The 22974-nt window shown below is 61.5% G+C and carries 20 protein-coding genes and 1 pseudogene; 4 read left to right on the top strand and 17 right to left on the bottom strand.

Translation table 11 applies throughout. From position 1 onward, the window contains the following. The first annotated feature begins 1 nt into the window (after nt 1). Both CR492_RS16340 and CR492_RS16335 read left to right on the top strand, forming a co-directional pair. Nucleotides 2-1285, top strand: a complete 1284-nt coding sequence (locus CR492_RS16340; RefSeq protein ID WP_102844800.1) for an MSMEG_0569 family flavin-dependent oxidoreductase — start codon at nt 2-4, stop codon at nt 1283-1285. Between the two features lie 2 nt (nt 1286-1287). Beyond that, nucleotides 1288-2151, top strand: coding sequence for a Pnap_2097 family protein (locus CR492_RS16335; protein ID WP_102844799.1), 864 nt, complete (start codon nt 1288-1290; stop codon nt 2149-2151). Nucleotides 2152-2312: 161 nt separating this feature from the next. Here the strand turns inward: CR492_RS16335 and CR492_RS16330 are convergent, their stop codons facing one another. After that, a complete protein-coding gene (locus CR492_RS16330) occupies nt 2313-3569 on the bottom strand; it encodes a hypothetical protein (protein ID WP_102844798.1) in 1257 nt (418 codons plus the stop codon). A gap of 369 nt (nt 3570-3938) precedes the next feature. On the opposite strand from CR492_RS16330, the gene CR492_RS16325 reads away from it, so the two are divergent. Next, on the top strand, nt 3939-7304 hold the full coding sequence (locus CR492_RS16325) for a hybrid sensor histidine kinase/response regulator (protein WP_102844797.1): 3366 nt from the start codon (nt 3939-3941) through the stop codon (nt 7302-7304). Continuing rightward, nucleotides 7297-8217, top strand: coding sequence for a response regulator (locus tag CR492_RS16320; protein ID WP_102844796.1), 921 nt, complete (start codon nt 7297-7299; stop codon nt 8215-8217). The genes CR492_RS16325 and CR492_RS16320 overlap by 8 nt, the downstream gene beginning before the upstream one ends. Nucleotides 8218-8232: 15 nt before the next feature. Here the strand turns inward: CR492_RS16320 and urtE are convergent, their stop codons facing one another. The 16 genes and pseudogenes from urtE to CR492_RS16240 form a co-directional block, all read right to left on the bottom strand. Continuing rightward, a complete protein-coding gene (gene urtE / locus CR492_RS16315; protein ID WP_102844795.1) occupies nt 8233-8946 on the bottom strand; it encodes an urea ABC transporter ATP-binding subunit UrtE in 714 nt (237 codons plus the stop codon). Continuing rightward, complete coding sequence (gene urtD, locus CR492_RS16310) at nt 8943-9719, bottom strand: urea ABC transporter ATP-binding protein UrtD (RefSeq protein WP_102844794.1); 777 nt, start codon at nt 9717-9719, stop codon at nt 8943-8945. Before urtD ends, urtE begins: the two co-directional genes overlap by 4 nt. A gap of 3 nt (nt 9720-9722) precedes the next feature. Beyond that, nucleotides 9723-10808, bottom strand: a complete 1086-nt coding sequence (gene urtC, locus CR492_RS16305) for an urea ABC transporter permease subunit UrtC (RefSeq protein WP_102844793.1) — start codon at nt 10806-10808, stop codon at nt 9723-9725. Nucleotides 10809-10836: 28 nt separating this feature from the next. Continuing rightward, on the bottom strand, nt 10837-11742 hold the full coding sequence (urtB, locus tag CR492_RS16300; RefSeq protein WP_102844792.1) for an urea ABC transporter permease subunit UrtB: 906 nt from the start codon (nt 11740-11742) through the stop codon (nt 10837-10839). Nucleotides 11743-11799: 57 nt separating this feature from the next. Further along, on the bottom strand, nt 11800-12984 hold the full coding sequence (urtA, locus tag CR492_RS16295; protein ID WP_245412129.1) for an urea ABC transporter substrate-binding protein: 1185 nt from the start codon (nt 12982-12984) through the stop codon (nt 11800-11802). Nucleotides 12985-13146: 162 nt separating this feature from the next. After that, nucleotides 13147-13767: an urease accessory protein UreG gene (gene ureG, locus CR492_RS16290; protein ID WP_102844790.1), complete on the bottom strand. Its 621-nt coding sequence runs from the start codon at nt 13765-13767 to the stop codon at nt 13147-13149. Then, complete coding sequence (locus tag CR492_RS16285; protein WP_245412128.1) at nt 13764-14525, bottom strand: urease accessory protein UreF; 762 nt, start codon at nt 14523-14525, stop codon at nt 13764-13766. Before CR492_RS16285 ends, ureG begins: the two co-directional genes overlap by 4 nt. Then, nucleotides 14437-14955, bottom strand: a complete 519-nt coding sequence (locus tag CR492_RS16280; RefSeq protein WP_102844789.1) for an urease accessory protein UreE — start codon at nt 14953-14955, stop codon at nt 14437-14439. Before CR492_RS16280 ends, CR492_RS16285 begins: the two co-directional genes overlap by 89 nt. Before the next feature lies 1 nt (nt 14956). Beyond that, nucleotides 14957-16666, bottom strand: a complete 1710-nt coding sequence (ureC, locus tag CR492_RS16275) for an urease subunit alpha (protein WP_102844788.1) — start codon at nt 16664-16666, stop codon at nt 14957-14959. Nucleotides 16667-16669: 3 nt separating this feature from the next. After that, nucleotides 16670-16984 (bottom strand): urease subunit beta, encoded by a 315-nt coding sequence (locus CR492_RS16270; RefSeq protein WP_102844787.1) that lies wholly within the window; start codon nt 16982-16984, stop codon nt 16670-16672. After that, nucleotides 16981-17283, bottom strand: coding sequence for an urease subunit gamma (locus CR492_RS16265; RefSeq protein ID WP_102844786.1), 303 nt, complete (start codon nt 17281-17283; stop codon nt 16981-16983). The genes CR492_RS16270 and CR492_RS16265 overlap by 4 nt, the downstream gene beginning before the upstream one ends. After that, complete coding sequence (locus CR492_RS16260) at nt 17280-18128, bottom strand: urease accessory protein UreD (RefSeq protein WP_180982580.1); 849 nt, start codon at nt 18126-18128, stop codon at nt 17280-17282. The genes CR492_RS16265 and CR492_RS16260 overlap by 4 nt, the downstream gene beginning before the upstream one ends. Nucleotides 18129-18523: 395 nt before the next feature. Then, nucleotides 18524-18943: pseudogene (locus CR492_RS16255) on the bottom strand (DDE-type integrase/transposase/recombinase); the annotation flags it as partial. Nucleotides 18944-19029: 86 nt separating this feature from the next. Next, entirely contained in the window at nt 19030-20265 is a 1236-nt protein-coding gene (locus tag CR492_RS16250; protein WP_102844784.1) for an ABC transporter substrate-binding protein, read from the bottom strand. A 68-nt stretch (nt 20266-20333) separates the two neighbouring features. Then, nucleotides 20334-21881: a hybrid sensor histidine kinase/response regulator gene (locus tag CR492_RS16245; protein ID WP_102844783.1), complete on the bottom strand. Its 1548-nt coding sequence runs from the start codon at nt 21879-21881 to the stop codon at nt 20334-20336. 15 nt (nt 21882-21896) lie between these two features. After that, complete coding sequence (locus CR492_RS16240) at nt 21897-22571, bottom strand: response regulator transcription factor (RefSeq protein WP_102844782.1); 675 nt, start codon at nt 22569-22571, stop codon at nt 21897-21899. Nucleotides 22572-22974: the final 403 nt, after the last annotated feature.

Genomic DNA, 22974 nt, shown 5'->3' with positions numbered 1-22974 from the left:
CATGACAAATTCAGCCACGATCCCCCATATTCCGGTCGCTGTCGTTGGCGGCGGACAAGCCGGCCTCTCGATCAGCTATGAGCTCAAGCGCCGCGGCGTCGAGCATCTTGTTTTCGAGAAGAACACAGCGATGCATGTCTGGAGCTCGCAACGCTGGGACAATTTCTGCCTGGTCACGCCGAACTGGCAATGTCAGTTGCCGGGCCATCCTTACAAAGGATCGGACCCAGACGGCTTCATGAAGAAGGACGAGATCATCGCCTACCTTGAGGGATTCCTTAAAGTGGTTGATCCGCCGCTGCGCGAGGGCGTTGCGGTTCGCCGCGTCGCCGTTCGGCCAGAAGGCGGATTTTCTGTCGAGACCAGCGCAGGAAGCTACACCGCCGGACAGATCGTCGTCGCTTCGGGCGGCTATCATTTGCCGATCGTGCCGCGTATGGCCGAGCGGCTGCCGAAGGAGATTCATCAAATTCATTCCGAACAGTACCGCAACGCGGCTTCGCTTCCGGAGGGCGCAGTGCTCGTGGTCGGTTCCGGCCAGTCGGGCGCCCAAATTGCCGAGGATTTGCATCTGGCCGGCCGCAAGGTTCATCTTGCCGTCGGCGCCGCGCCGCGCTGCGCCCGTTTCTATCGCGGCCGCGACGTCGTGACCTGGCTTGCCGATATGGGCTACTATGACATGCCCGTCGACCGTCATCCGCTGCGTGAAGGCGTTCGCGACAACACCAACCATTATGTCACCGGGCGGGATGGCGGACGCGACATCGATCTGCGCCGGTTCGCGCTGGAAGGCATGCAGCTTTATGGCGCGCTGGACGACATCGACGGCGACGCGCTGACCTTCAAACCGACTCTGACGACGGCGCTGGACGATGCCGACAAAATCTACAACGGCATCAACGCCTCGATCGACAAATATATCGACGAGAACGGCATAGAAGCGCCGCCGCCGTCCGTCTACGTCCCGGCGTGGGCGCCGCGGGAAGACCCGCTGTCGCTGAGCCTCGAAGAGGCCGGCGTTACAACGATCATCTGGTGCATCGGCTTCCAGCCGGATTTTCGCTGGCTCGACGCGCCTGTTTTCAACGGCGGCGGCCATCCGCAACATCGCCGCGGCGTCACGCGCAAGACGGGGGTCTATTTCCTTGGCCTGCCCTGGCTCCACACCTGGGGATCCGGACGGTTCAGCAGCGTCGCGCGTGACGCCTCGTTCCTTGCCGACCGTATCGAGGAACATTTCGCTGGCGCGGCGGACTCGGCCGAAACTGCGGAGAGTCTCTCGTGAACATGGCTGTTTCGTCCCTCGCCTTTCCTTCGCGGCAGGCGTTCGTATCGCGCGACGTGGTTCGCCTCGGCATGCCCCATCTCAGCCTTGGCGGCCTGTCCGAGACCTGGCTCCTGAAAGAGCTTGGCCACCGGCACTGGATGCTGCTCGCCAAAATGGCGGGGCGCGAACTCCCCGATTTCCGGGACGAGAGCGGCGCGCGGGTCTATGCCGCCTTCGCCGCCGTATCGATCCGCGAAGCTTCGCTCGCCTCCTTCGCGGAGCACGACGAACTCGTCATCGAGTCTGCGATCACGCGGATCTCCGGCACGCAATTCGCCAGCGTGCATCGCCTCAGCCGACGCGGACGATCCGCGGGCGTCGTCGAACTCGTGTCGGTCTTCGTGAAGCGCCGCGTCGCTGGGCGCAATCGCTCGATCATGCGCACCGCACTCGATTGCTTTCCGCCGCCGGAGACTGCGGAGCCATCGTTCAAGGCGGCTGCGACCGCCGCGCGCATTCGCGCCGGCGCGTTCGAGCAGCATTTCGGCTTCTCCCGCTCGGACGCGCGGGAGATCGGCCGTCTGCTCATCAACCCCTGCCCGTCGCAGGACTTCAACGGCGCCGATTTGCTCTACTTCACCTCGTTCCAGTCCTTTGTCGACAGATTGGAATGGGAGCTGCTGACGCCCGAACGCGGCCTTACAACGCAGGCGCGCGACATCGTCTATCGTGGCAATATCGAGCCGGGCGACAGAATTGTCGTCACGCTATCCTCCGTCCGCCAAAGCGAGGGAACGCTGGCCCATTGGAGCCAGATCACGCGAGACTCCGATGGCGCGCCTCTCGCCGACATCTTCACATTGAAGCGAGCCGGCAGGCGATGAGCGATCCGCTCTCGCGGCGTCTCCGACCGAAGCTCCGCATTCGACGTGCGCCGCGCGCTTAACCTGCCGGTTCAGCTCGCTTGCCGCTCCGTAGGCGACTAGACGACGTCCCGCCCGGAAATCCGGTCGGTGCGTCGCCGAGGTTCGGCCTGACGCGCCGCTTAGAGCTGCACCTGCAGGCCGAGCGTCACCCGCGTGCCGCTATGCGTGTTGCTCGCCGAATTCAGCGCGCAATCCAGCGTGACGACCAGATCATGCGGCTTGATCACATAGTTGACGCCGAAATCGATCTGCGACTGCCATGTCTCGAGAACGGTGGCGTCGAAGTGCTGGTAGCGGGCGTATGGCTGAAACTGTCCCTGCACGATCCCATAGCCGACCGTATAGGGAATAAGGTAGGCGGCGCTCGCGAGATAGCCGTTGCCCTGCGTTACGCCGCCGATGTTCGCGGTGAGGCCGGCGTTATTGTAGTTCGCCGGGACGTCCACGATGCCGCCCGTGTTGTAATTGTAATAGGCGCCTTCCAGCGTAATCACGCCATAGTCGCCGAGCTTCTTCTCCATCAGGCCGTCGACGTTCCAGGCTCCATAATTTGCGGAGTTGAAGCTGGTGCCGACCCCATCCTGCTGAAACATGCCGGCGACGCCAATCGAGAGGACGTCGACCTTGCCGTAGTAGGTGCTGGCTTCGTAATAGGCGGGGTCCGGTTCCGGGTCCCAGAAATTATACACGACGCGACCGGCGAAAAGCGGATTATGCGCCTGATTTGACGGACCAAAGAAGCCGAAGGTCGTGGGATCGACGCCAGGCCCCGGCACGCCATTGTAGGTTGCAAGATTGTGGCCCGCGAAGATGCCAACGGAATAGACTAGCTTTTTGTCGAACAGCTTGCCCCACACCGTGCCGCCGAGGTCGCGCCCATAGAAGCGCGAGGGATATTGCGATACGACGCCGGGGTAATACCACTCGCTCAGATAATAGGGGCCGTCGAGATTGGCGCGATCGCTTGGCGGCAGCATCTGACCGACCCAGACATTGACTTCGTTCATCGGCTCGAATTGCACATAGGCGTCGAGCACTCCGATCGGCCCGTTGCCATAGGAGCGTTCTGTATTGAATGTTGCCTTGATATATTCATTCAGCGTCGCGCCGGTGTAAATCCGGAAGCTGTCGAGGTTATATTGCGCCGTGGTTCCGTTGCCGTAGCCGCCAGGCGCAAAAGACGAAACCGAGCCGACGCTCGTCCTGAGGCCAGCGCCGATCGTGAACGATCTGCCGTCGCCAAGATCGATGGTTTCTCCCGCCTCCGCTTTCTTGAGATCTATGGCGCCGAACCCGAGAGCGATGCAAAGCGCGAGAGCGCCTGCCTTGGATGCGTTCGGGCCCCGCGTCCTACCCGATACTGAACGGTCTTTCATTGTCTAAACTCCCATTCGTCCAAGCGCGGATCGGGCGAAGCCACTTCTTTGCAGGGAACTCTTCTTGATTGTGAGCCTAGATGAACCTGAGATTTCCAAGAATACGTGGAAGTGCGTATGAAGATATTTCGCCACAGCCGTAAAGAATATTCCCTCGGCTCTTCTTTTCAATAACGAGTTACATTTATACAACAAACGACAAGACAAGCTCGCCGCGTCGCGCCCTTATTGTTTTCTCTTCATGTGCCTACGCGCGCCGTTTTGGCCCCCAAATTGCTTACTTAGCTAGGGCTCGTCGCTGCGCCGGAGTCAGTCGTCAGACCAGGCTCGCGACGTACGCCGCCACACAATACGAAAGGTGGCCATGAATTGATCCCGGGGAGCGCGACGCAGAGCATTGGCGCGCAGAAGCGGCGTTACAATCAATGGGTCGCCGATGAGACCCTTGAGGACTACGCGCTGCGCTTCACCGCGACGCGCGCGCGGCGCAGCGCATTCGGCGTCGCCAACACGGCGATCGGCGGCGTGTCCTTCCTCGCCTGCGAGGCGATCGGCGGGTCGATCACTCTCGCTTATGGGTTTTCCAACGCGGTCGCCGCCATCGTCGCCGCAGGCATATTGATGTTTCTTTGCGGCGCGCCGATCGCCTACTATGCCGTCCGCTATGGCGTCGACATCGACCTGCTGACGCGCGGCGCGGGCTTTGGCTATCTCGGCTCGACGTTGACCTCGCTGATCTATGCCTCTTTTACCTTCATTCTGTTCGCCATCGAGGCGAGCATCATGTCCTTCGCCCTCAACATGGCGTTTCGCATTCCCTTGCCGATCGCCCATCTCATCAGCGCGCTGATCGTCATCCCCATCGCCGCTTATGGCATACGCCGCATCAGCCGCATGCAGCTGGCGACGCAGCCGATCTGGCTCATTCTTCAATTCGTTCCGCTGCTCTATTTCGCCCTCAGTCAGTCGGACAAGCTACAGGAGTGGAGCGCTTTTTCCGGCGAAAGCGGCTCGCCGGACGGCTCAATCAGCCCCTTGCTGTTCGCCGGCGCCGTTGCAACGTTGCTCTCTTTACTGCCCCAGATCGGCGAGCAGGTCGATTATCTCCGCTTCCTGCCGGCGCGCAAGGAAATCGGCGCCCTGCGCTGGTGGAGCGCCATGCTTGGCGCCGGCCCGGGCTGGGTCGTCATCGGCGCGTTCAAACTCCTCGCGGGCTCCTTCCTCGCCTATGCCGCACTCGCCCATGGCGTGCCGGCGGAACGCGCCGCCGAGCCGGCGGAACTCTATCGCCTCGTGTTCGTCGAGGTCTTCCACTCCCCAGCCGCGGCGCTAATTGCGATGGGCGTCTTCGTCGCCGTATGCCAGACGAAGATCAATGTCACCAACGCCTACGCCGGCTCGATCGCATGGTCAAATTTCTTTGCAAGGATCACGCACAGCCATCCGGGCCGCGTCGTCTGGCTCGTATTCAATGTGTTGCTCGCCCTCCTGTTGATGGAGCTCGGCGTCTTCCGCGCCATTCACAGCATTTTGGGGATCTACGCCAATTTCGCGGTCGGATGGATCGGCGCGTTGACGGCTGATCTTGTCGTCAACAAGCCGCTGGGGCTCAGCCCGCCCCATGTCGAATTCAAGCGCGCCCATCTTTATGACGTCAACCCCGTCGGCGTGGGCGCCATGGCGTTGTCGATCTTTATCTCGACTCTGGTCTTTCTCGGCGCCTTCGGCGAGGAGCTGCGGCCGGTCAGCGCAATCATCGGCCTCGTCGTCGCTTTCGCCGCGGCTCCGCTGATCGCCGTTGCGACGCGTGGGAGATACGCCATCGCGCGCACGGACGCCGATCTGCCCGCCCATCGCGGAGCCTTCCTCTGCTCGATATGCGAGAATGATTTCGAACGCGCCGACATGGCCTTCTGCCCAGCGTATGGCGCTCCGATCTGTTCGCTCTGCTGCACGCTCGAGGCGCGATGCCATGATATGTGCAAGCCTGGCAAGCGGCTCGAAGATCAAATCTCCGCGGCGATCAATGTCGTCCTGCCCCGCCGCATTGCCGCGTTCTTCAGAACGCGGCTAGGCCGTTTTTTGGGCGTCCTCGTCGTCTTCGCCCTTGTCGTCGCTTATCTCCTCGCGCAGATCTATGTTGCTTATGGTTCGCTCGCCCCCACAGCGCGGCCGATCGTCGGCACGACGCTCTGGATTGTATTTTGGGCGCTCATCATCCTGCTTGGCCTCGCTTCATGGTTTCTCGTCCTTGCGCATGACAGCCGCCGCGCCGCAGAAAAGGAAGCCGAACGCCAAGCCCTCACCTTGACGCAGGAAATCGAGGCGCATAAGGCGACGCAGCACGCCATGCAAAAGGCCAAGGAATCGGCCGAGGCCGCCAATCTCGCCAAGAGCCGCTACATCGTCGGGCTCAGCCATGAGATCCGCACGCCGCTGAACTCGATCTTTGGCTACGCTCAACTGATGGAGGGCGCGCCGATCGAAAGCAACGCCGACGGCGTGCGCATCATCCGGCGCAACGCCGAGCATCTCGCGAGCCTTCTCGATGGTCTGCTCGACATCTCACGCATCGAGACCGGCGTCACGCGTCTCTCGTGGGAAAAGGTGCGCCTGCCCGAATTTCTCGATCAGATCGTCGAGATGTTCCGGCCCCAGGCGGAAGCGCAAGGGCTGACTTTTATCTATGAGCGGCCGGAAACTCTGCCTTCCGTCGTCAATACCGACCCGAAGCGGCTGCGGCAGATCCTGATCAATCTGCTCTCGAACGCCATCAAATATACGCCCTCGGGTCACGCAGCGCTCAAGATCCGTTACCGCGGTCAGGTCGCCGAGATCGAAGTCAGCGACACAGGCCTTGGCATTCGCGCCGACGACCTTGAAACCATCTTCGAGCCATTCGAGCGCGGTCGCATGCCTCAGGCGCGCGCGCTGCCGGGCACCGGCCTTGGCCTCACCATCGTGCGGCTGCTGACGCAGGTGATGGGCGCCGAGATCACGGTCCAAAGCGCGCCGGACGCGGGCAGCAAATTCCTGCTGCGCATCCTTCTCTCCGAAGTCGCCCAGCCGGACGAGCGGTCGCCACGCGCGGCGCAGATCCGCGGCTATGCCGGACCGCGCCTCAAAATCCTGATCGCCGACGATGACGGCGGACATATTGATTTCTTGACCCGAATTCTGCGCCCCTTCGGATTCAATCTTAGCGCCGCCAAGGACGGCGCGGCGGCGCTCGAGCTTGCCGCAAGCGCCCGCCCCGATGTCGCCATTCTCGACATCTCCATGCCGGCGCTCGACGGCTGGAACGCGGCCGAGGCGCTACGCCGCGCCTTTCCGGATATGATGATTGTCATTATCTCAGCCGACGTTCACGACATGCGAAGCGCGCGACGCGCCGAAGGCGCGCATGACGCCTTTCTCACCAAGCCGCTCGAGGTGCAGCAGCTGCTCGATCTTCTGCAGAGGAAATTCGCCCTTGAATGGATATGCGACGCGGAAAAATCCAGCGCGCCGCCCTCGGCCCCGCCCGCGCCGCCTGCAGGCCTCGCGCCGCGCCGCGAGGAATTGCTGCAGCTCGGGCGTATCGGCTATGTGCGCGGCATTGAGACCAAGCTGTCGGAATGGGAGACGGAGGAGCCGGACGCCGCGAGCTACATCGCGGTTCTGCGCGCTTTGGTGAAACGATTTGACTTCAACAAATATATGGACGTCCTGAGAACGGAGCCGCGCGATGGGTGAATCGTTAAAGCGTCGCGACAAAATTCTTACCATTGACGACACGCCAGAAACGCTCGCTTTTCTGACCGAGGCGCTGGAGCGCGAGGGCCTCACGGTCTTTGCCGCCATCGACGGGCAGAGCGCGCTTAATTCGCTGGCTGAAATCACGCCGGATCTTATCCTGCTTGACGCCCGCATGCCAAGCATGGACGGATTTCAGCTGTGTCGGCGGATCAAGCAGGAACCGCATTTCTCGCATGTTCCGATCATCTTCATGACCGGCCTCACCGAGTCCGAGCATGTGATCGAGGGACTTGCCGCAGGCGGCGTCGATTATGTGACGAAACCGATCGTCATCGGCGAGCTGGTCGCGCGCATCAAGGTTCATCTCGCCAACGCTCGCATCGCTTATGGGGCGAGAAGCGCGCTCGACGCCACCGGCCGCTGCCTGATGGCGCTGAACGAAAGCGGCGAATTGTTGTGGAGCACGCCGCAGGCCGAGCGGCTTTTATCTGCCGAGATCGGCGAAGCCGGCTGGATCGACGCCGGCAATTTGCGCCGCCTCAGCCTGTTGCGTCAAGACATCGGCCTTGGGTCAAAATGCGCGGTGCTGCAATTCGGCTCGCGCCGCATCGAGTGCCAGTTCTTGAGCCGCACCGGGCCCGACGAATTCCTCTACCGGCTGAAAGAAGCCGATAGCGAGGCTGGCGATGGCGCGCAGCGCCTTAAGGAGGCGATGACGCTCACCTCGCGCGAAGCCGAAGTGCTGGTGTGGCTCGCGGCGGGAAAGTCCAACCGCGACATCAGCGCCATTTTGAGCATCAGCCCGCGAACCGTGAACAAGCATCTCGAACAGATTTTCCGAAAGCTCGGCGTCGAGAACAGGGCCGCCGCTGCGGTCATGGCCGTACAGACTCTTGCCGCGCGGCTTTAGATGCAATGACGCCTGTCAGATATTGACGAGATGGGCGACGTCCGCCGCGCTTTCGGCGCGCGTGCTGCCTTGCCGGATCAAGCGGCCGCGCTGCATCACGGTGTAGCTGTCGGCGAAGGACCAGGCAAAATCAAGATATTGCTCGACGATGACGATCGTCACCTTAAGCTCGGTTCGCACCCGCCGCAGCGCGTCCTCGATCTGCTGCACCACATTCGGCTGAATGCCCTCTGTCGGCTCGTCGAGCAAGAGAAGGCTCGGCTGGCCGCAGAGCGCGCGGCCCATTGCGAGCTGCTGCTGCTCGCCGCCGCTGAGAACGCCGGCCTTGCGCGCCTTGATCTGTTTCAGCTTGGGAAACAGTTCGTAGATATGCTCAGGGATGCCGCCGACCGCCTGGCCGCGTCCCGCCAGCGCCGAGAGTCCCGTCTCGAGATTTTCCTCGACCGTCAGATGCGGAAAGACATGGCGGCCCTGCGGCACGAAGCCGATCCCCGCCCGCGACCGTTCGAATGATTGGAAGCTTGAGACGTCCTTGCCCTTGAACCAGATGGAGCCGCTCTTGAGGCGCATCGCGCCGATGATGGTCTTCAGGAGCGTCGTTTTGCCGACGCCGTTGCGGCCGATGAGAGCGATGGCGCCGCCCTCTTCGATTTCAAGATCGATGTCCCAAAGCACCTGGCTCTGGCCATAGGCGACCGAGACCTTGTCGAGTTTGAGAAGGGCGCTCAATCTGCCGCCCTCCCAAGATAGACGGCGGCGACATCCGGATCCTTGCGGATCTCGGCGACGCTGCCTTCCTTGAGGAACTGGCCCTGGTGCATCACAGTCACCCTCCCGTTCAGTTGCTCGATAAAGCTCATGTCATGGTCGATCACCAGCACCGCATGCTGGCCGCCAAGGCCGCGGATGAGGTCCGCCGTCTTGCTGGTTTCCTTCGGCCCCATGCCTGCCGTCGGCTCGTCGAGCAGCAGAAGCTCGGCGTCGGTGGCGACCACCATGCCGATTTCGAGCCATTGCTTTTCGCCATGGGCGAGTTCCCCCGCCAGAATATGGCTTCGATCTGTCAGGCCGACGGTCTCAAGAATTTTTTCGATCTTTTCCTTTTCCTCGGGCGCCTGACGCAGGCCGAAGGAGCGACGCCAACTGCGGTCTTTTTGTCCGGCAATCATCAGATTGTCGAGAACGGTCAGCGTCGGCAGCACGCCCGGCGTTTGAAATTTGCGGCATACGCCGCGCCGCACGATCTCGAATTCCGGCAGGTAGGTGATCTCCTCGCCTTTGAAGACGACGCGCCCGCTGGTCGCCCGCACACGGCCGATGATGGTGTCGCAGAGGGTCGATTTACCGGCGCCGTTAGGGCCGATGACGACGCGCAGCGATCCCTTGTCGATCGTCAGGCTGAAGCCGTTAAGAGCCTTGAAGCCGTCGAAATCAACGGTGACGCCGTCAACGGCAAGCAGAAGATTGGGCTCTGTCAGTTGTTCGTGGAGCGCTTGCGCCATGAATTATCCTTCCGCTCGCACGATCGGCGCGGCGCCCGCTGGCGCGTCGTCTGACCGCTTCGTCAGGCGAGACACAAGATTTGTTCCAAGGCCGGCGAGCCCATCCGGCAGGAAGGTGACGACGAGAACGAAAGCGAGGCCGAGCGCATAGAGCCATAGGCTCGGGAGCGCCGAGCTGATCTGGTCGCGCGCGAAATTGACGATCAGCGTGCCGGCGATAGCCCCCCACAGACTCTTGCGGCCGCCGATGGCGACCCAGATCACCATTTCAATCGAGGGCACGACGCCGACGAGGGCCGGCGAAACGACGCCAGCATGCAGCGTAAACAGCGCGCCGGCGATGCCCGCGAACGCCGCCGCGATGCTGAAGGCGATGACCTTATAGGGCGCCGGATCATAGCCGAGGAAGCGCACACGGTTCTCGCCGTCACGCGTCGCGCGCAGCAATTTGCCATAGCGCGTCGCGAGCAGCCAATAGGTGATCGCGAAGGCCGCGACGACAAACGCCACCGTGACCCAGTAGAGCGTGTAGATCGTCCCGATGGCGCCGAGATCGAAGCCAAACAGGGTCTTGAAATCGGTGAGCCCATTGAAGCCGCCAGTGTACTGCTGCTGGCTGACGAGCAGCGTCGCGAAGCAGAGCGCCAGGGCTTGGGTGATCAGCGCGAAATAGACGCCGCCGACGCGCCGGCGAAACACGAGCCATGAAAACACCGCGCCGACCGCGGCCGGGACGAGAATGACGCCAAGCATCGCCAGCAAAGGGTGGCTGAAGATCGTCCACCACCACGGCAGCGCGTCGAGACCGCTCCAGGTCATGAAATCAGGGATCTCGCCCTCGCCGAGCGTCGCTTGCTTCAGATTCATGGCGATGACATAGCCGCCAAGGCCGAAAAAGACGCCCTGGCCGAGGCTCAAAATGCCCGCTTCGCCCCACAGCAGCACGAGGCCGATGGCCAGAATGGACATTGCGAGAAAGCGTCCGAGCAGCGTCAGCGTGTAGGCGGAAACGAGCCAGGGGGCGAGCGCGGCGATAATGACCACAACGATCGCGATGGTCCATCTGAAGCGCAGGATTCGAGCGTACATGATCGGTTGTCTCCCTTTGCGCGCAGCTTCAGTCCAGCGCCCGCGAGCGGACGGCGATAACGCCCTGCGGCCGGAACTGGATAAAGGCGATGACGAACAGAAGGAGGAGCACCTGCGACATGCTGACGTCGACGAAGATCTGGACGAGGGCCGAGAACAGACCGACCATGACCGAGGCGATGGTGGTGCCGACGAGGCTGCCGAGACCGCCGAGGATGACGACGAGGAAGGCCGGGATGATGTAAGTCTGACCAACATTCGGCGTCACCGGTCCGAGCAGAGCCAGCACGACTCCGGCCAGGCCCGCGATGCCAGCGCCAAGACAGAACACAGCGAGATCGACCTGGCGCACATTAATGCCCGAAGCCCCCGCCATGAAGCGATCCTGGTTGACGGCGCGCACGAGCAGGCCGATGCGCGTCTTCGCCATCAGGAGGCCGAGCCCCGCGAGCACGACAATCGCGACGGCGAGAATGAAGATGCGCGTTGCTGGAAGATTGAGCCCGGCGAGCAGCCCGGTCTCGACGCGGAAGGAATGGTTCAGCCATTCAGGCGCGGTGACGCCGACGCCAATCGCCCCGAAGATATTGCGCGCCGCCTGTTGCAGAATGAGGCTGACGCCCCAAGTCGCGAGCAGCGTGTCGAGCGGACGAGAGGAGAGGCGGCGGATAACGGTCGATTCGATCACCGCGCCAACCAGCGCCGCGCCGACAAAAGCAACCGGCATCGCCACGAGAATGCCCAACGGGCCGGGAACGACGAGCAGCGTCAGATAGGCAAGATAGCCGCCAAGCATCAGCATTTCGCCATGGGCCATATTGATGACGCGCATCAGGCCGAAGCTGAGGGCAAGGCCGAGCGCCGCCAGCACAAAGAGCGACGCGACGCTGAAGCCGTTGAAGATCTGGCCGACGAAAAGCGTGTAAGTTCCCATGGGACCCGCCTTCAAACGAGAGCGCCGCGCGGGTCTCGCGCGGCGCGAGGCGCTCTGTCAGAGCTCGCACTTCTTGCCGGGGAAGGCGACCGGATCATAGGGGTCCGGCGGAATCACGTCCTTCGACTCCCAGAGGATCTTGAACTGGCCCTTGGAGTCGAGCTCGCCGACATAGGCTTTTTGATAAAGGCTCTGGTTCGGCGCGAATTTCACCGGTCCCATCGGCGTCGCCAGTTCGAGGCCGACAGCCGCCTTGCGCACCTTGTCGACATCAAAGCTGCCGGCCTTCTCGACGGCCGCCTTCCAGGCGTAGACGTCGACATAACCATGCACCATCGGGTCGGTCACCGCGGCCCCGGCGCCGAATTTCTTTTGATAATCGGCGACGAACTTCTTATTCGCCGGGGTGTCGATGCTCTGGAAATAATTCCAGCCCGCGTAGCTCCCCTCGACGAGCGAGGCGCCCATCGCCTGCGCTTCCTGCTCGCCGATCGAGAAAGACATCACCGGCAGCTTGATGCCGGCGGCCGACATCTGTTTGAAGAAGGAGACGTTGGAATCGCCGTTCAAGGTGCTGTAGATGACGTCGGGCTTGGCCGCCTGGATCTTGGCGATGACCGCGCTGAAATCGGAGCCGCCGAGCGGGACATATTCCTCGCCCGCCATCGTCAGCTTGTCGAGCGCGATATGTTTTTTCAAGATGAGGTTGGCGGTGCGTGGAAAGACGTAGTCGGAGCCGACGAGGAAGAAGGATTTATAGCCTTTCGTCTTGCCCCAGTCATAGGCCGGCACGATCTGCTGGTTCGGCTGCGCGCCGGAATACATGATGGCCGGCGAGCATTCGTTGCCCTCGAACTGCACCGGATACCAAAGCAGGCTCTTCAGCTTCTGGAACACGGGCAGCATCGCCTTGCGGCTCGCCGAGGTCCAGCCGCCGAACACGGTGACGACGCCATTGTCCTGCACGAGCTTGGTCGCTTTCTGGGCGAAGATCGCGGGATCGGAGGCGCCGTCCTCGACGATCGGCTCGATCTGCTTGCCGAGCACGCCGCCGGCCGCGTTGATTTCATCGATCGCCATCATCTCGGCGTTCTTCACGGTGACTTCGCTGATAGCCATTGTGCCGCTGAGGGATTGGAGCACGCCGACCTTGACCGTTTCGGCGAAGGCAGCTGAGCTCAGCACGGTCGCGGCGAGCAGGGCGATAGACAATTGTGCGGCAGGCCGCTGCGTCGGCTTCATCAAGATCCTCATAGTTTGTGCGACAAAGGCCAAAGCCTCGACCCAAGCCCGAGGCCAGGACGAAGGAACACGGACCAAGGCTCGAGCGACACAACACTAGGTGGATCCCGGCTGGTCCGGTATGGGGCATTCGACGTATCTTCGATCCCGCATCGGCGGCAGTCAGACGCCTGAAAGGCCGCCCTGCCTTTCGATGAAGGCGACGATCTCGGCTACGCCCTGATTCGTCTTCAGATTGGTGAAAAGGAAGGGTTTCTCCCCGCGCATTTTGCGCGAGTCGCGGTCCATCACTTCGAGCGAAGCTTCGACGAGAGGGGCAAGATCGATCTTGTTGATGACGAGCAGATCGCTGCGGGTTATCCCCGGGCCGCCCTTGCGCGGGATCTTGTCGCCAGCCGAAACATCGATGACATAAATGGTGAGGTCGGCGAGTTCCGGGCTGAAAGTCGCCGCAAGATTGTCGCCGCCGCTTTCGATGAAGACGAGGTCGAGGCCGGGAAAGCGCGCGTTCATCGCGTCGATCGCGGCGAGATTGATCGAGGCGTCCTCGCGGATCGCCGTGTGCGGACAGCCGCCCGTCTCGACGCCCATAATCCGTTCGGGGGCCAGCGCCGCCGAGCGAGTGAGAAATTCGGCGTCCTCCTTGGTGTAGATGTCATTAGTAATCGCAGCGATATTCCAGCGCTCGCGCATAGCCTTGCACAGCCGGTCGGTCAGCGCTGTCTTGCCGGATCCGACGGGGCCGCCGATGCCGATGCGGAATGGACCGTTCGTCTCGCTCATGATCGGAAAAGCCTTGTGTATTGCGTTTCATGACGCATGGAGAAAAGGTCGATGGCGACCGTACTCGAACCTGCTTCCTCAATCGTCGAGGACATTGCGCGCGCGACGATGACCGCAATTTTTGGATGCAGCGCGGCGAGGGCCCGCTGCCCATCGGTCTGGCCGAGTGGAATCAGCCTCACGCCGGCCGAGACGAGATTCGCGGCGATGCTATGCGCCAGCGCCACGAGCATTGCGCGCAGGGGCGCACGCGTGGCGCAGGCAGCGCCAACCGCGATCGCATAGGCTAAGCCCTCCGGGTGATCGCCCCGGAATGCCGCATAAGCGTCGTCCGGCCAGGCGGCCGAGGTGGTTGCAGCGAAGGCCATACCCTGCTGGAGCGATTCAAGGGCGAATTCGCTGGTTGGACGCAGAGCAAGAGCAAGCTCGGCGGCGGCGGCAAGTTCGTCGCGACGCTCGGCGACCACGGCGCGCCAGGCCGCCGCGGCGAGCACAAGGTCGGACCATCCGCCGCCGATCTCGAGAACGGCGCCGACATATTCGGCAAGATCGTCGCGCGATAAAACCTCGCCCTGTTCGACCGCCCATTCAAGCCCGTGGCTATAGCTGTAAGCGCCGACGGGATAGGACGGCGACAACCAGGTCAAAAGGAGCGGCAGCCACTCGCCCTCATCCGTCATGGGCATGCGCATGGCCGTCATCATGACTATGATGATCGTCACGTCCGTGCGCGTGACCGTGCCTCGGAACGCGGCCATATGCGCCCTGCTCCGGCGAAAACGGGCGCAGGGTCTTCCGGCAGTCGGCGCCGAGGCCGTTCAGCATGTCCTCAATCACCTGATCCTGTCGGATCAGGATCATCTCGCCCATAATCTGCGCGGGCAGGTGACGATTGCCGATGTGGTAGGCGAGCTGCGCCAGGCTCGAGGCGCCTGCGCGCACCTCCAGCATCGGTTCTTGCGCCGCCATGACGCAGACGACGCCGCCCGACTCAAGCCTCAGGCCATCTCCTTCGGCGAGGCGGACGGCCTGCGGCAGATCGAGCAGAAACTCGCCGCGCCCGCCATCTATGGCAAGAAGGATGCGTCGACGGTAGCGGTCGTCGAAAGACAGTGTGACCGTGCCGATCTCCTCGGCCGCCAGATAGGCGCCCTTCGCAAGCACGGCTGTGGCGCGCGGCGTTTTCATGTCAGAACAGGAAATAGCGCTGCGCCATCGGCAGCACATCGGCGGGTTCGCAGGTCAGAAGCTCGCCGTCAGCGCGCACCTCATAAGTCTCCGGATCGACCTCCATCACAGGCGTCGAATCATTGAGGATCATGCTTTTTTTCGAGATCGCGCGCGTGTTGCGCACCGCCTCGAGCGGTCGCGAAAGACCATAGCGCGCGCCGACGCCGCGCTCGATCGAAACCGCGCTGACAAAAATGAGACTCGACTCAATGAGGCTCCTGCCGAAGCTCGCAAACATCGGCCGGTAATGCACCGGCTGCGGCGTCGGAATGCTGGCGTTGGCGTCGCCCATCAAGGCGTAAGCGATCGAACCGCCCTTCAGCACAAGGTCGGGTTTGACGCCAAAGAAGGCCGGCGACCACAAGACAAGATCGGCGAGCTTGCCCGGCTCGACGGAGCCGACCACATGAGAGATGCCATGCGCGATCGCCGGGTTGATGGTATATTTCGCGATGTAGCGTCTGGCGCGAAAATTGTCGTTGCCGGATATGTCCTCCGGCAGCGCGCCGCGCTGTCGCTTCATCTTGTCGGCGGTCTGCCAGCAGCGGATGACGACTTCGCCGACGCGTCCCATCGCCTGACTGTCGCTCGAAAACATCGACAGCGCGCCAAGATCATGGAGGATATCTTCTGCCGCGATGGTCTCCTTGCGGATGCGGCTCTCGGCGAAAGCAATGTCCTCGGCGATGTGCGGATCAAGATGATGACAGACCATCAGCATGTCGAGATGTTCGTCAAGCGTGTTGCGCGTAAAAGGCCGCGTCGGATTGGTCGAGGAGGGCAGCACATTCTGTTCGCCGACCACCTTGATGATATCCGGGGCATGGCCCCCGCCGGCGCCTTCGGTGTGGAAGGCGTGGATCGTCCGGCCCTTGAAGGCGGCGATCGTCGTCTCGACGAAGCCGCTTTCGTTCAGCGTGTCGGAGTGCAGCGTCGCCTGCACGTCGAGGGCGTCGCAGACCGAGAGACAACAATCGATCGCCGCCGGCGTCGTCCCCCAATCCTCGTGCAGCTTCAGCCCGCAGGCGCCGGCCTCGACCATTTCGATCAGCGCCGCGGGCTTTGAGGCGTTGCCCTTGCCGAAGAAACCAATGTTCATCGGCAGGCCTTCGGCCGCCTGCATCATGCGCATCATATGCCAGGGCCCCGAGGTGCAGGTGGTCGCCTTGGTTCCCTCCGCGGGGCCAGAGCCGCCGCCAAGCATAGTGGTGACGCCGCTGCACAGCGCCTCCTCGATCTGTTGCGGCGCGATGAAATGAATATGCGTGTCGACGCCGCCGGCGGTCAGGATCTTGCCCTCGCCGGCAATGATCTCGGTGCCCGGCCCGATGATGATGGTGACGCCCGGCTGGATATCCGGATTGCCGCCCTTGCCGATCGCCGCGATGCGTCCGTCCTTCAGACCGACATCGGCTTTCACCACGCCGCTATGATCGAGAATGACGACATTTGTGATCAAGGTGTCGACCGCGCCCTCGGCGCGCGAGCGCTGGCTTTGGCCCATGCCGTCGCGGATGACCTTGCCGCCGCCGAATTTCACTTCCTCGCCATAAATCGTTAGATCACGCTCGACCTCGATCAGGAGTTCGGTGTCGGCGAGCCTGATCTTATCGCCGGTCGTCGGGCCGAACATGCCGGCATAAGCGCGGCGGCTCATCGTGACAGGCATGACTCAGTCCTTGTCGAGCTTGCCCATGACGGCGCCAGAAAATCCGAAAACCTCGCGCGCGCCGGCAAATGGGATCAATGCCACCTCACGCGTCTGGCCGGGCTCAAAACGCACTGCTGTTCCCGCCGCAATGTCGAGCCGCCGGCCAAGGGCTGCGGCGCGATCGAAGGACAAAGCCGCATTGGTTTCAGCAAAATGATAATGCGATCCAACCTGGATCGGACGGTCGCCAAGATTTGCGACGTTAAGCGTGATGGCGTCACAATCCGCATTGAAGATGATGTCGCCCTCTGCGACAATGATCTCGCCGGGGATCATCGGATCGGCTCGTGAACGGTGACGAGCTTGGTTCCGTCGGTAAAGGTCGCCTCGACCTGGATTTCGTCGATCATCTCGGCGACGCCCTCCATCACTTGCTCGCGCCGGATCACGGCGCCGCCGCGCTCCATCAGATCGGCGACGCTATGGCCGTCGCGGGCGCCTTCGACGACGAAATCGGTGATCAGGGCGACCGCCTCCGGATAGTTGAGCTTGACGCCGCGTTCGAGGCGACGCCGCGCGACCACGGCGGCCATGGCGACGAGAAGCTTGTCTTTTTCGCGCGGACTGAGATTCATGCGGCGTCCCGGCTATCCGTTGTTGCGATTTCGAGGCTCAGTTCATCGAGGAATTCGGCCGCGGCGCCGCGCAGCCGCGTTTCGTCCGGATGCAGGAAACGTGCAAGGAGAATTCCGTTGACGAGGGTCGCGCCGCCGCAGCGCTGCTCCGCCCGCGCGCGCGCGAAAGGCAAAAGCCGGGCCGCCCGGGGACCGAAATAGAGGACGCTGGCGATCCCGGCCGAGCCGCCGAGGCCGAAGCGCGCGTGGCGTAGCGCAGCGATCTCGCCGCCAAGGCGCAAACGATCGGCGAAGAGAAGCCGCCCGCCGCAGCGCACGGTGACGGCGTCGCGCAATTCGCCGTGGGCAAAGGTTTCGCCGCGGGCGATACGGCCGAAAATCACGACCTCTGCGGAAAGAAAGCGCGAATCCGCCTCGACGACGAAACTCTGGCTGCGCGAGAGCCGCGCGCCGTCGAAGAGAATCGTCTCCTGCGGGCGCCAGTCCAGAAAGCCGCCGCGCCCGATGACAAGATCGGTCGCGACCACTGTTTCGCGCGTCAGGGAGCGGTAGATTTTTTCGGCCGCCTGCGTCCGCATGATCACCTTGGCGCCGCAGCCGACCTCGACCGAAATCGAGATGCGGTCGCCTTCAACAAGACCGCCGCTGGAATTGACGAGGATCGCCTCGAGGGCAGCCGGATCTTTCCGGCGCGGGAAAAAAATCCGGCATGGCGAGGTTTGACGCAGCGCGTGGAGACGCGTGCTCCCCGAAATCCAACGCGCCGAAAGACTCGCGCCTCCCTCCGAGCGCTGCAGCGGCGCCGGGGAATGGATGGCGCGGCGCCCGGGCTCGACAAAGTTCATCCGCCCACGTCCGCAATATGGTCGAGGTCCAAACCAAGCCCTCCCGGCGGGACGGACCGAAGCCAAGCAATCATCGAGGGGCTGCATGATTCCGACAATACGCATTTTTGAGCATTGACCCGCCCATCTATGGAAAAGAGGCTGCTCATGCGCCGCAGCCTCCCTTTTCGCATGCCCCGCGGACAATTTGAAATCAATCCTCTCAACTACGGGAAGGGGCGGCTGGCGTATTCCGATCAGAGGTTCGCTCCGAATCCGCCGCGCCAGCCGTCGATTTGAAATCCCTTACGCCAAGATCGGCGAGTTAAGGCTGGAGAACGATTTTTTGGAAAACGCGCCCAGCGGTTCCAGTGCAAAGTTTCGGAAGCGCCTCGATGAGGCTCTGCGACCTGGGCTCAGGCGGTGAGAACTGAATTCCAGACCGCGGGCGCCGTGTTGTCTTTGTTGCGAAGATCGCCAAAGTTGAACTGACCTTTCTTGATCCGATGTATGAGTTCAATACCGGCGATGGTGATTGAGGCGCTTTGAAAGCGCTTCAACCCAAGCATCGGACCCAATCGAAGTTTGATCGAACGATGGTCCTGCTCTATTAAATTGTTGAAGTACCTCGAGGATCTGACTTTGGTCCGCTCGCCGCGTCTATGTTCGCCGAGAAACTCCCCCGCCGCCCGATGCGAGGCTTGGTAACCGCCAAGCGTGATGGCGCGCGGCAGTAGACCCTGGCTCGTGAACGCCCGACGGAAAAACGCTTTGGCCGCCGCGACATCCCGCTTTGCGCGGAGAAGGAAATCGACCGTTTTTCCCTGCTTGTCGACTCCGACGATCTCCTGCCCTGCGCCTAGGCGCCAGGGCGGGAGATCGTCGATTTGGCCTGAAAACGCGGCTTACGCCGAAGGGAAGGTCAGGAGCTTGTCTGAATCCAGGGAGGCAGAACGAAATGCTCCGTGTTGTAGGGTTCGGGTGCAATAAGCGCCAGGGGACCGTTTTTCCAGTCCTGGATTTGGTAGAACAGATGCGGTAAGCCCAATGACGGATCGAGAACATAATCTGGATAGGGCATGGCGGCCTGCCACTTCGGATGATAGCGAATCGTGCCCGCAACGCTCCTGTAGATTGTCTCGCGGAGAGCGCGGGCGACTGCGTGATTCTGTTCGAATTCTCCTGGTCCGCCTGAGCCGCCGGCGATCGCTGTTGCGATCGCGTAGTGATGCACCGCAATGTAGGATTGGCAGCCTACCTGCGGTGTTGAGCCCTCCCCGAATCTCTGAATATAACGGCGAGCAAAACGCTGGCCCATGTCATCGCGCAGGAGACCGACTACCGTGCTGACGATCACGCCCGCCGCCTTGGCTTGGGCGATGTCGATGAACGATTGATGCATCGCGCCATATTGCAGATAGACAATGCTATTGGTCGGATTTTCCATGAATTGCAGCTGAAAATGAGCAAGATCGCCAGAATAGAAGTGGGTATTGGCGATGACGGCGGGCTCGACGGCGCGCACCATCTTCAAAACCGCGCGCCAGTTTGTTGTCGGGGTCGCGACAACATGCGGGCCGAAAGCGACGTTCCAGCCGAATTGCGCAGCCGCTGCCGCCATCGCATTGGCGATCACGATACTATAAGGCTTCGATCCGGAGACAATTGCAATGCGGTTGGATGGAGCCTTCCATTGCGCCGTGTCCCGCAGCCACGAAATGAATTTGATGAAGCCCTGACCGTACCAGTAATCCGCTGGATCAGCCATGAAACAGCCGAAATAGCGTTCGGGATCGCTAAGAACCGTGTCGTGATGCTGCAACAGCGTATTGTGATGGATATAAATAATGCCGGCATTCGCAATCGGTTCATATTCGGAGTTCTGTGCGCCTATGTTGTAGCCGTTGATGATCGCATGGACCTTGTCGACCTCGATCAGCTTGCACGCCGCTGCAACAACCTCCTCCGCGCTCTGATGTCTGGTGTCGACAAAAATCGGATGAAGCGGACGGCCCTGGACGCCGCCCCGCGCATTGACTTCCTCAGTCGCGAGCACCACGCCTTTGCGGAACTCCGCGCCGTCGGCGGCGGACGGCCCGGAGAGGGGCACCATGCTTCCAATTGGAATGGGGGGGCCCTTGGCGTGGATGGACGACATTGCCTTGTTGTTCCCTTGATGCGCCTTGGATGAACCTCGACCGCCGCCCCCTTGATCTTGAAACGAGATCAGCCCGGCTCGAAAATAAGCTTGTGCATGAGAACACGAAGTCGCGGCGGGCTGACCGGTTTGATCAACACCGGGAAACCCTCAAGTTTTATCCGCTCGATCACGCACGGATCGGCGTCCGCGGTGACGATGATGCTTGGCGCATCCCTGCCTAAGGCATCGTGCAGCGCGCGGACCACCTCAGTCCCGAACCTTCCGCGCAGATTATAGTCGGCGATGATCAGCCGGGGTACGGCTTTTTCCAGGTCCAGCACCTGCAACGCTTGCTCCTGCGAGTCGACAGCGAGCACGATGATGCCCCAGCGCTCGAGCAGTTCTTTCATGGCGCGACGTAAAACATCGTCGTCCTCTATGACGAGCATCACCATGCCGACAAATTCGCCGCCCAGCATTTCGCTGATCTCCGGCTCGCCGATCGCACTGTGCCAGAGATTCCCGATCGGGACCGCGATTGTAAAAACGGTCCCATTGTTTGGCGAGGAACGAACCGTCACCTCATGTTCAAGGAGCGAGGCGAGGCGTTTGACAATGTTCAATCCGAGACCCAGGCTGGTCTTTTGCGTCCGCGTCGCATTCGGCGCCTTGTAGAACTCGTCGAAGATACGCGGCAGATATTCCGCCTCTATGCCGGCGCCTGTGTCCCAGACTTCAATGCGCAGCGCGCGTCCGACGCGCCTGCAACCGATGAGTATTCCGCCAAACTCCGTGTAGCGAATTGCATTTGCTACAAGATTGCTGAGGATGCGCTCAAGCAGCGCCTTGTCGGAAGTCACCGCGCCGCGCGGCGCCACAAAGCGCATCACGAGAGCCTTTTCGTCGGCGAGGTGCCGAAACTGGACGTCGAGCCGCCTGAAAAGCTCTCCGAGCTGGAAAGTCGTCACACGCGGGATGATCCGCCCGGCGTCTAGTTGACCGATCTGTAGCAACGACCCAAGCAGATCTTCCATAATCGAGACCGCCGTTTCCATGACATGTAGCGTAGCGTCGCGTCGGTCCTTATCCTCCTCCCTCATGCAATTGTAGACCAGAATTCGCAAAGTCGCGAGCGGCTGACGCAGATCATGGCTGGCTGCGCGCAGGAATCGCGACTTTGCCTGATCCATCTCCTCGGCCTTTTCCTTGGCGTGACGCAGAGCGCGCTCGCTTTGTTTCGTGCTGGAGACGTCGCGGATGGTAAGGGCCATGCCGCCGCCCGCGACGGGCTTTTGCGCGACGTCCAGCGTGCGACCGTCTGCGAGGGTGACCTCGCTGCGCTCGTCAATGCCGAAAAGCGCCTCCTGGCTTTCGATCCATTGATTGCCCGGACCAGGCAACAGCCATTCGCCGGACCGGGCGGCATGACGAAGATAGTCAGAAAATGTCAATCCGGCAGCAATTTCGGAGCCGTTCGCTCCGAACGATCGCCGGAACGACTGGTTGGCATAGAGCAGACGTCGATCGCTTCCCCATATGGCGATCCCCGTCGATATCGCGTCCAGGCCGTCGGCAATCGCGACCCAGGCGGACCGCTCTACGTCCGCATCGCCATGCCGCGAATCGATGACCACCCCGCCTCATTCCTTTCACCTGGCGCCCGTCCTTGCCGTATTGGCCAGATTGACTGCGTAATGAACCGTCGCGGAACGATCCTGAAACCCCAACTTCTTCATCATATTGCCGATGTGCACACGAACGGTGTGGACGGAGAGATTGAGATCGACGGCGATGCGCTTCACAGAATAGCCATTGCCGAGAAGAAGGAGAACCTCTCGCTCCCTGTTGGTCAGGGAATTGACGTCGCGTTCGAGCATCGGCGTTTCGACCGCAGCCCGCGCCGAGCCCGCACTGGCGCCGTTCGAGGATTGTTTGATGATATCGCGCGGAAAAGATACTTCGCCTGCGAGTATGCGTTCGAAAGCGCGCTCGACTTCGGCGCCGCTGGCCGATTTCGGGATGTAGCCGATGACGCCGAGTTCAACCGAGCGAAAAACGTGTTCGACATCCTCATGCACAGAAACAACAACGACCGGCACTTCCGGGAATTCGGTGCGCAGCCGTTGCAATCCGGCAAATTCGTCAAATCCGGGCATGATCAAATCCGCGACCATCAAATCCATGTCGGGCTGCCGACGCAAGGTTGAAATTGCCTCGTCGAACGTGGCTGCCTCAAAGAAGGAAAGCATTCTTTCGAGGCGCTGAACCACCTGCTTCAGAGATGCCCTCACGATCCAGTGATCGTCAGCGATCAGAATTTTCATTTTAAATGTCTCGATGCGCCAAAACGGAAAGCGGAGATGGCCTTGCGTTAGACGCCCGAAGCTTCGCCTAGCGACGGCGTCTGATCGCAAAGGCGCTCAAATCACGCTGCTTTTAGCACGCAAGACCGCGACCGAAAAGCGCAGCGGTCCAATTATGATCGCCAAACCTTTGAGACAGACTAAACGTTTTAACTAAGCTCTAATCACGGATTTCGTCTAGCCCTTTTTGAGAATTTAGAGGTCGCTCCCGAGGGCCCTGGGGGACCAGGAATTATTCTTAACAAGAAATATTTTTTAATGGCGGGGTCGGGCCCTTGACCATTATTAGCGTTTTCCACTAGTTTTCTAGATGTTACCTCCTAGGTTATGACGGCCCAGACGTCTTCCATGGTCTTGCCGGCGC

The sequence above is a fragment of the Methylocella silvestris genome, from assembly GCF_002891535.1.
In the GTDB taxonomy this organism is placed as follows: Bacteria; Pseudomonadota; Alphaproteobacteria; order Rhizobiales; family Beijerinckiaceae; genus Methylocapsa; species Methylocapsa silvestris_A.
This window is presented reverse-complemented; position numbering and strand designations above follow the sequence as displayed.

Bases quoted from the DNA above. Each gene is read 5' to 3' on its own strand.
- CR492_RS16340 (WP_102844800.1), top strand. From the start codon at position 2: ATGACAAATTCAGCCACGATCCCCCATATTCCGGTCGCTGTCGTTGGC.
- CR492_RS16335 (WP_102844799.1), top strand. From the start codon at position 1,288: ATGGCTGTTTCGTCCCTCGCCTTTCCTTCGCGGCAGGCGTTCGTATCG.
- urtB (WP_102844792.1), bottom strand. From the start codon at position 11,742: ATGGGAACTTACACGCTTTTCGTCGGCCAGATCTTCAACGGCTTCAGC.
- CR492_RS16285 (WP_245412128.1), bottom strand. From the start codon at position 14,525: ATGGCCGCGTTCCGAGGCACGGTCACGCGCACGGACGTGACGATCATC.
- CR492_RS16250 (WP_102844784.1), bottom strand. From the start codon at position 20,265: ATGTCGTCCATCCACGCCAAGGGCCCCCCCATTCCAATTGGAAGCATG.
- CR492_RS16330 (WP_102844798.1), bottom strand. From the start codon at position 3,569: ATGAAAGACCGTTCAGTATCGGGTAGGACGCGGGGCCCGAACGCATCC.
- CR492_RS16270 (WP_102844787.1), bottom strand. From the start codon at position 16,984: ATGATCCCCGGCGAGATCATTGTCGCAGAGGGCGACATCATCTTCAAT.
- CR492_RS16265 (WP_102844786.1), bottom strand. From the start codon at position 17,283: ATGAATCTCAGTCCGCGCGAAAAAGACAAGCTTCTCGTCGCCATGGCC.
- ureG (WP_102844790.1), bottom strand. From the start codon at position 13,767: ATGAGCGAGACGAACGGTCCATTCCGCATCGGCATCGGCGGCCCCGTC.
- CR492_RS16240 (WP_102844782.1), bottom strand. From the start codon at position 22,571: ATGAAAATTCTGATCGCTGACGATCACTGGATCGTGAGGGCATCTCTG.
- urtC (WP_102844793.1), bottom strand. From the start codon at position 10,808: ATGTACGCTCGAATCCTGCGCTTCAGATGGACCATCGCGATCGTTGTG.
- CR492_RS16320 (WP_102844796.1), top strand. From the start codon at position 7,297: ATGGGTGAATCGTTAAAGCGTCGCGACAAAATTCTTACCATTGACGAC.
- CR492_RS16280 (WP_102844789.1), bottom strand. From the start codon at position 14,955: ATGAAAACGCCGCGCGCCACAGCCGTGCTTGCGAAGGGCGCCTATCTG.
- CR492_RS16260 (WP_180982580.1), bottom strand. From the start codon at position 18,128: ATGAACTTTGTCGAGCCCGGGCGCCGCGCCATCCATTCCCCGGCGCCG.
- ureC (WP_102844788.1), bottom strand. From the start codon at position 16,666: ATGCCTGTCACGATGAGCCGCCGCGCTTATGCCGGCATGTTCGGCCCG.
- urtA (WP_245412129.1), bottom strand. From the start codon at position 12,984: ATGAAGCCGACGCAGCGGCCTGCCGCACAATTGTCTATCGCCCTGCTC.
- urtD (WP_102844794.1), bottom strand. From the start codon at position 9,719: ATGGCGCAAGCGCTCCACGAACAACTGACAGAGCCCAATCTTCTGCTT.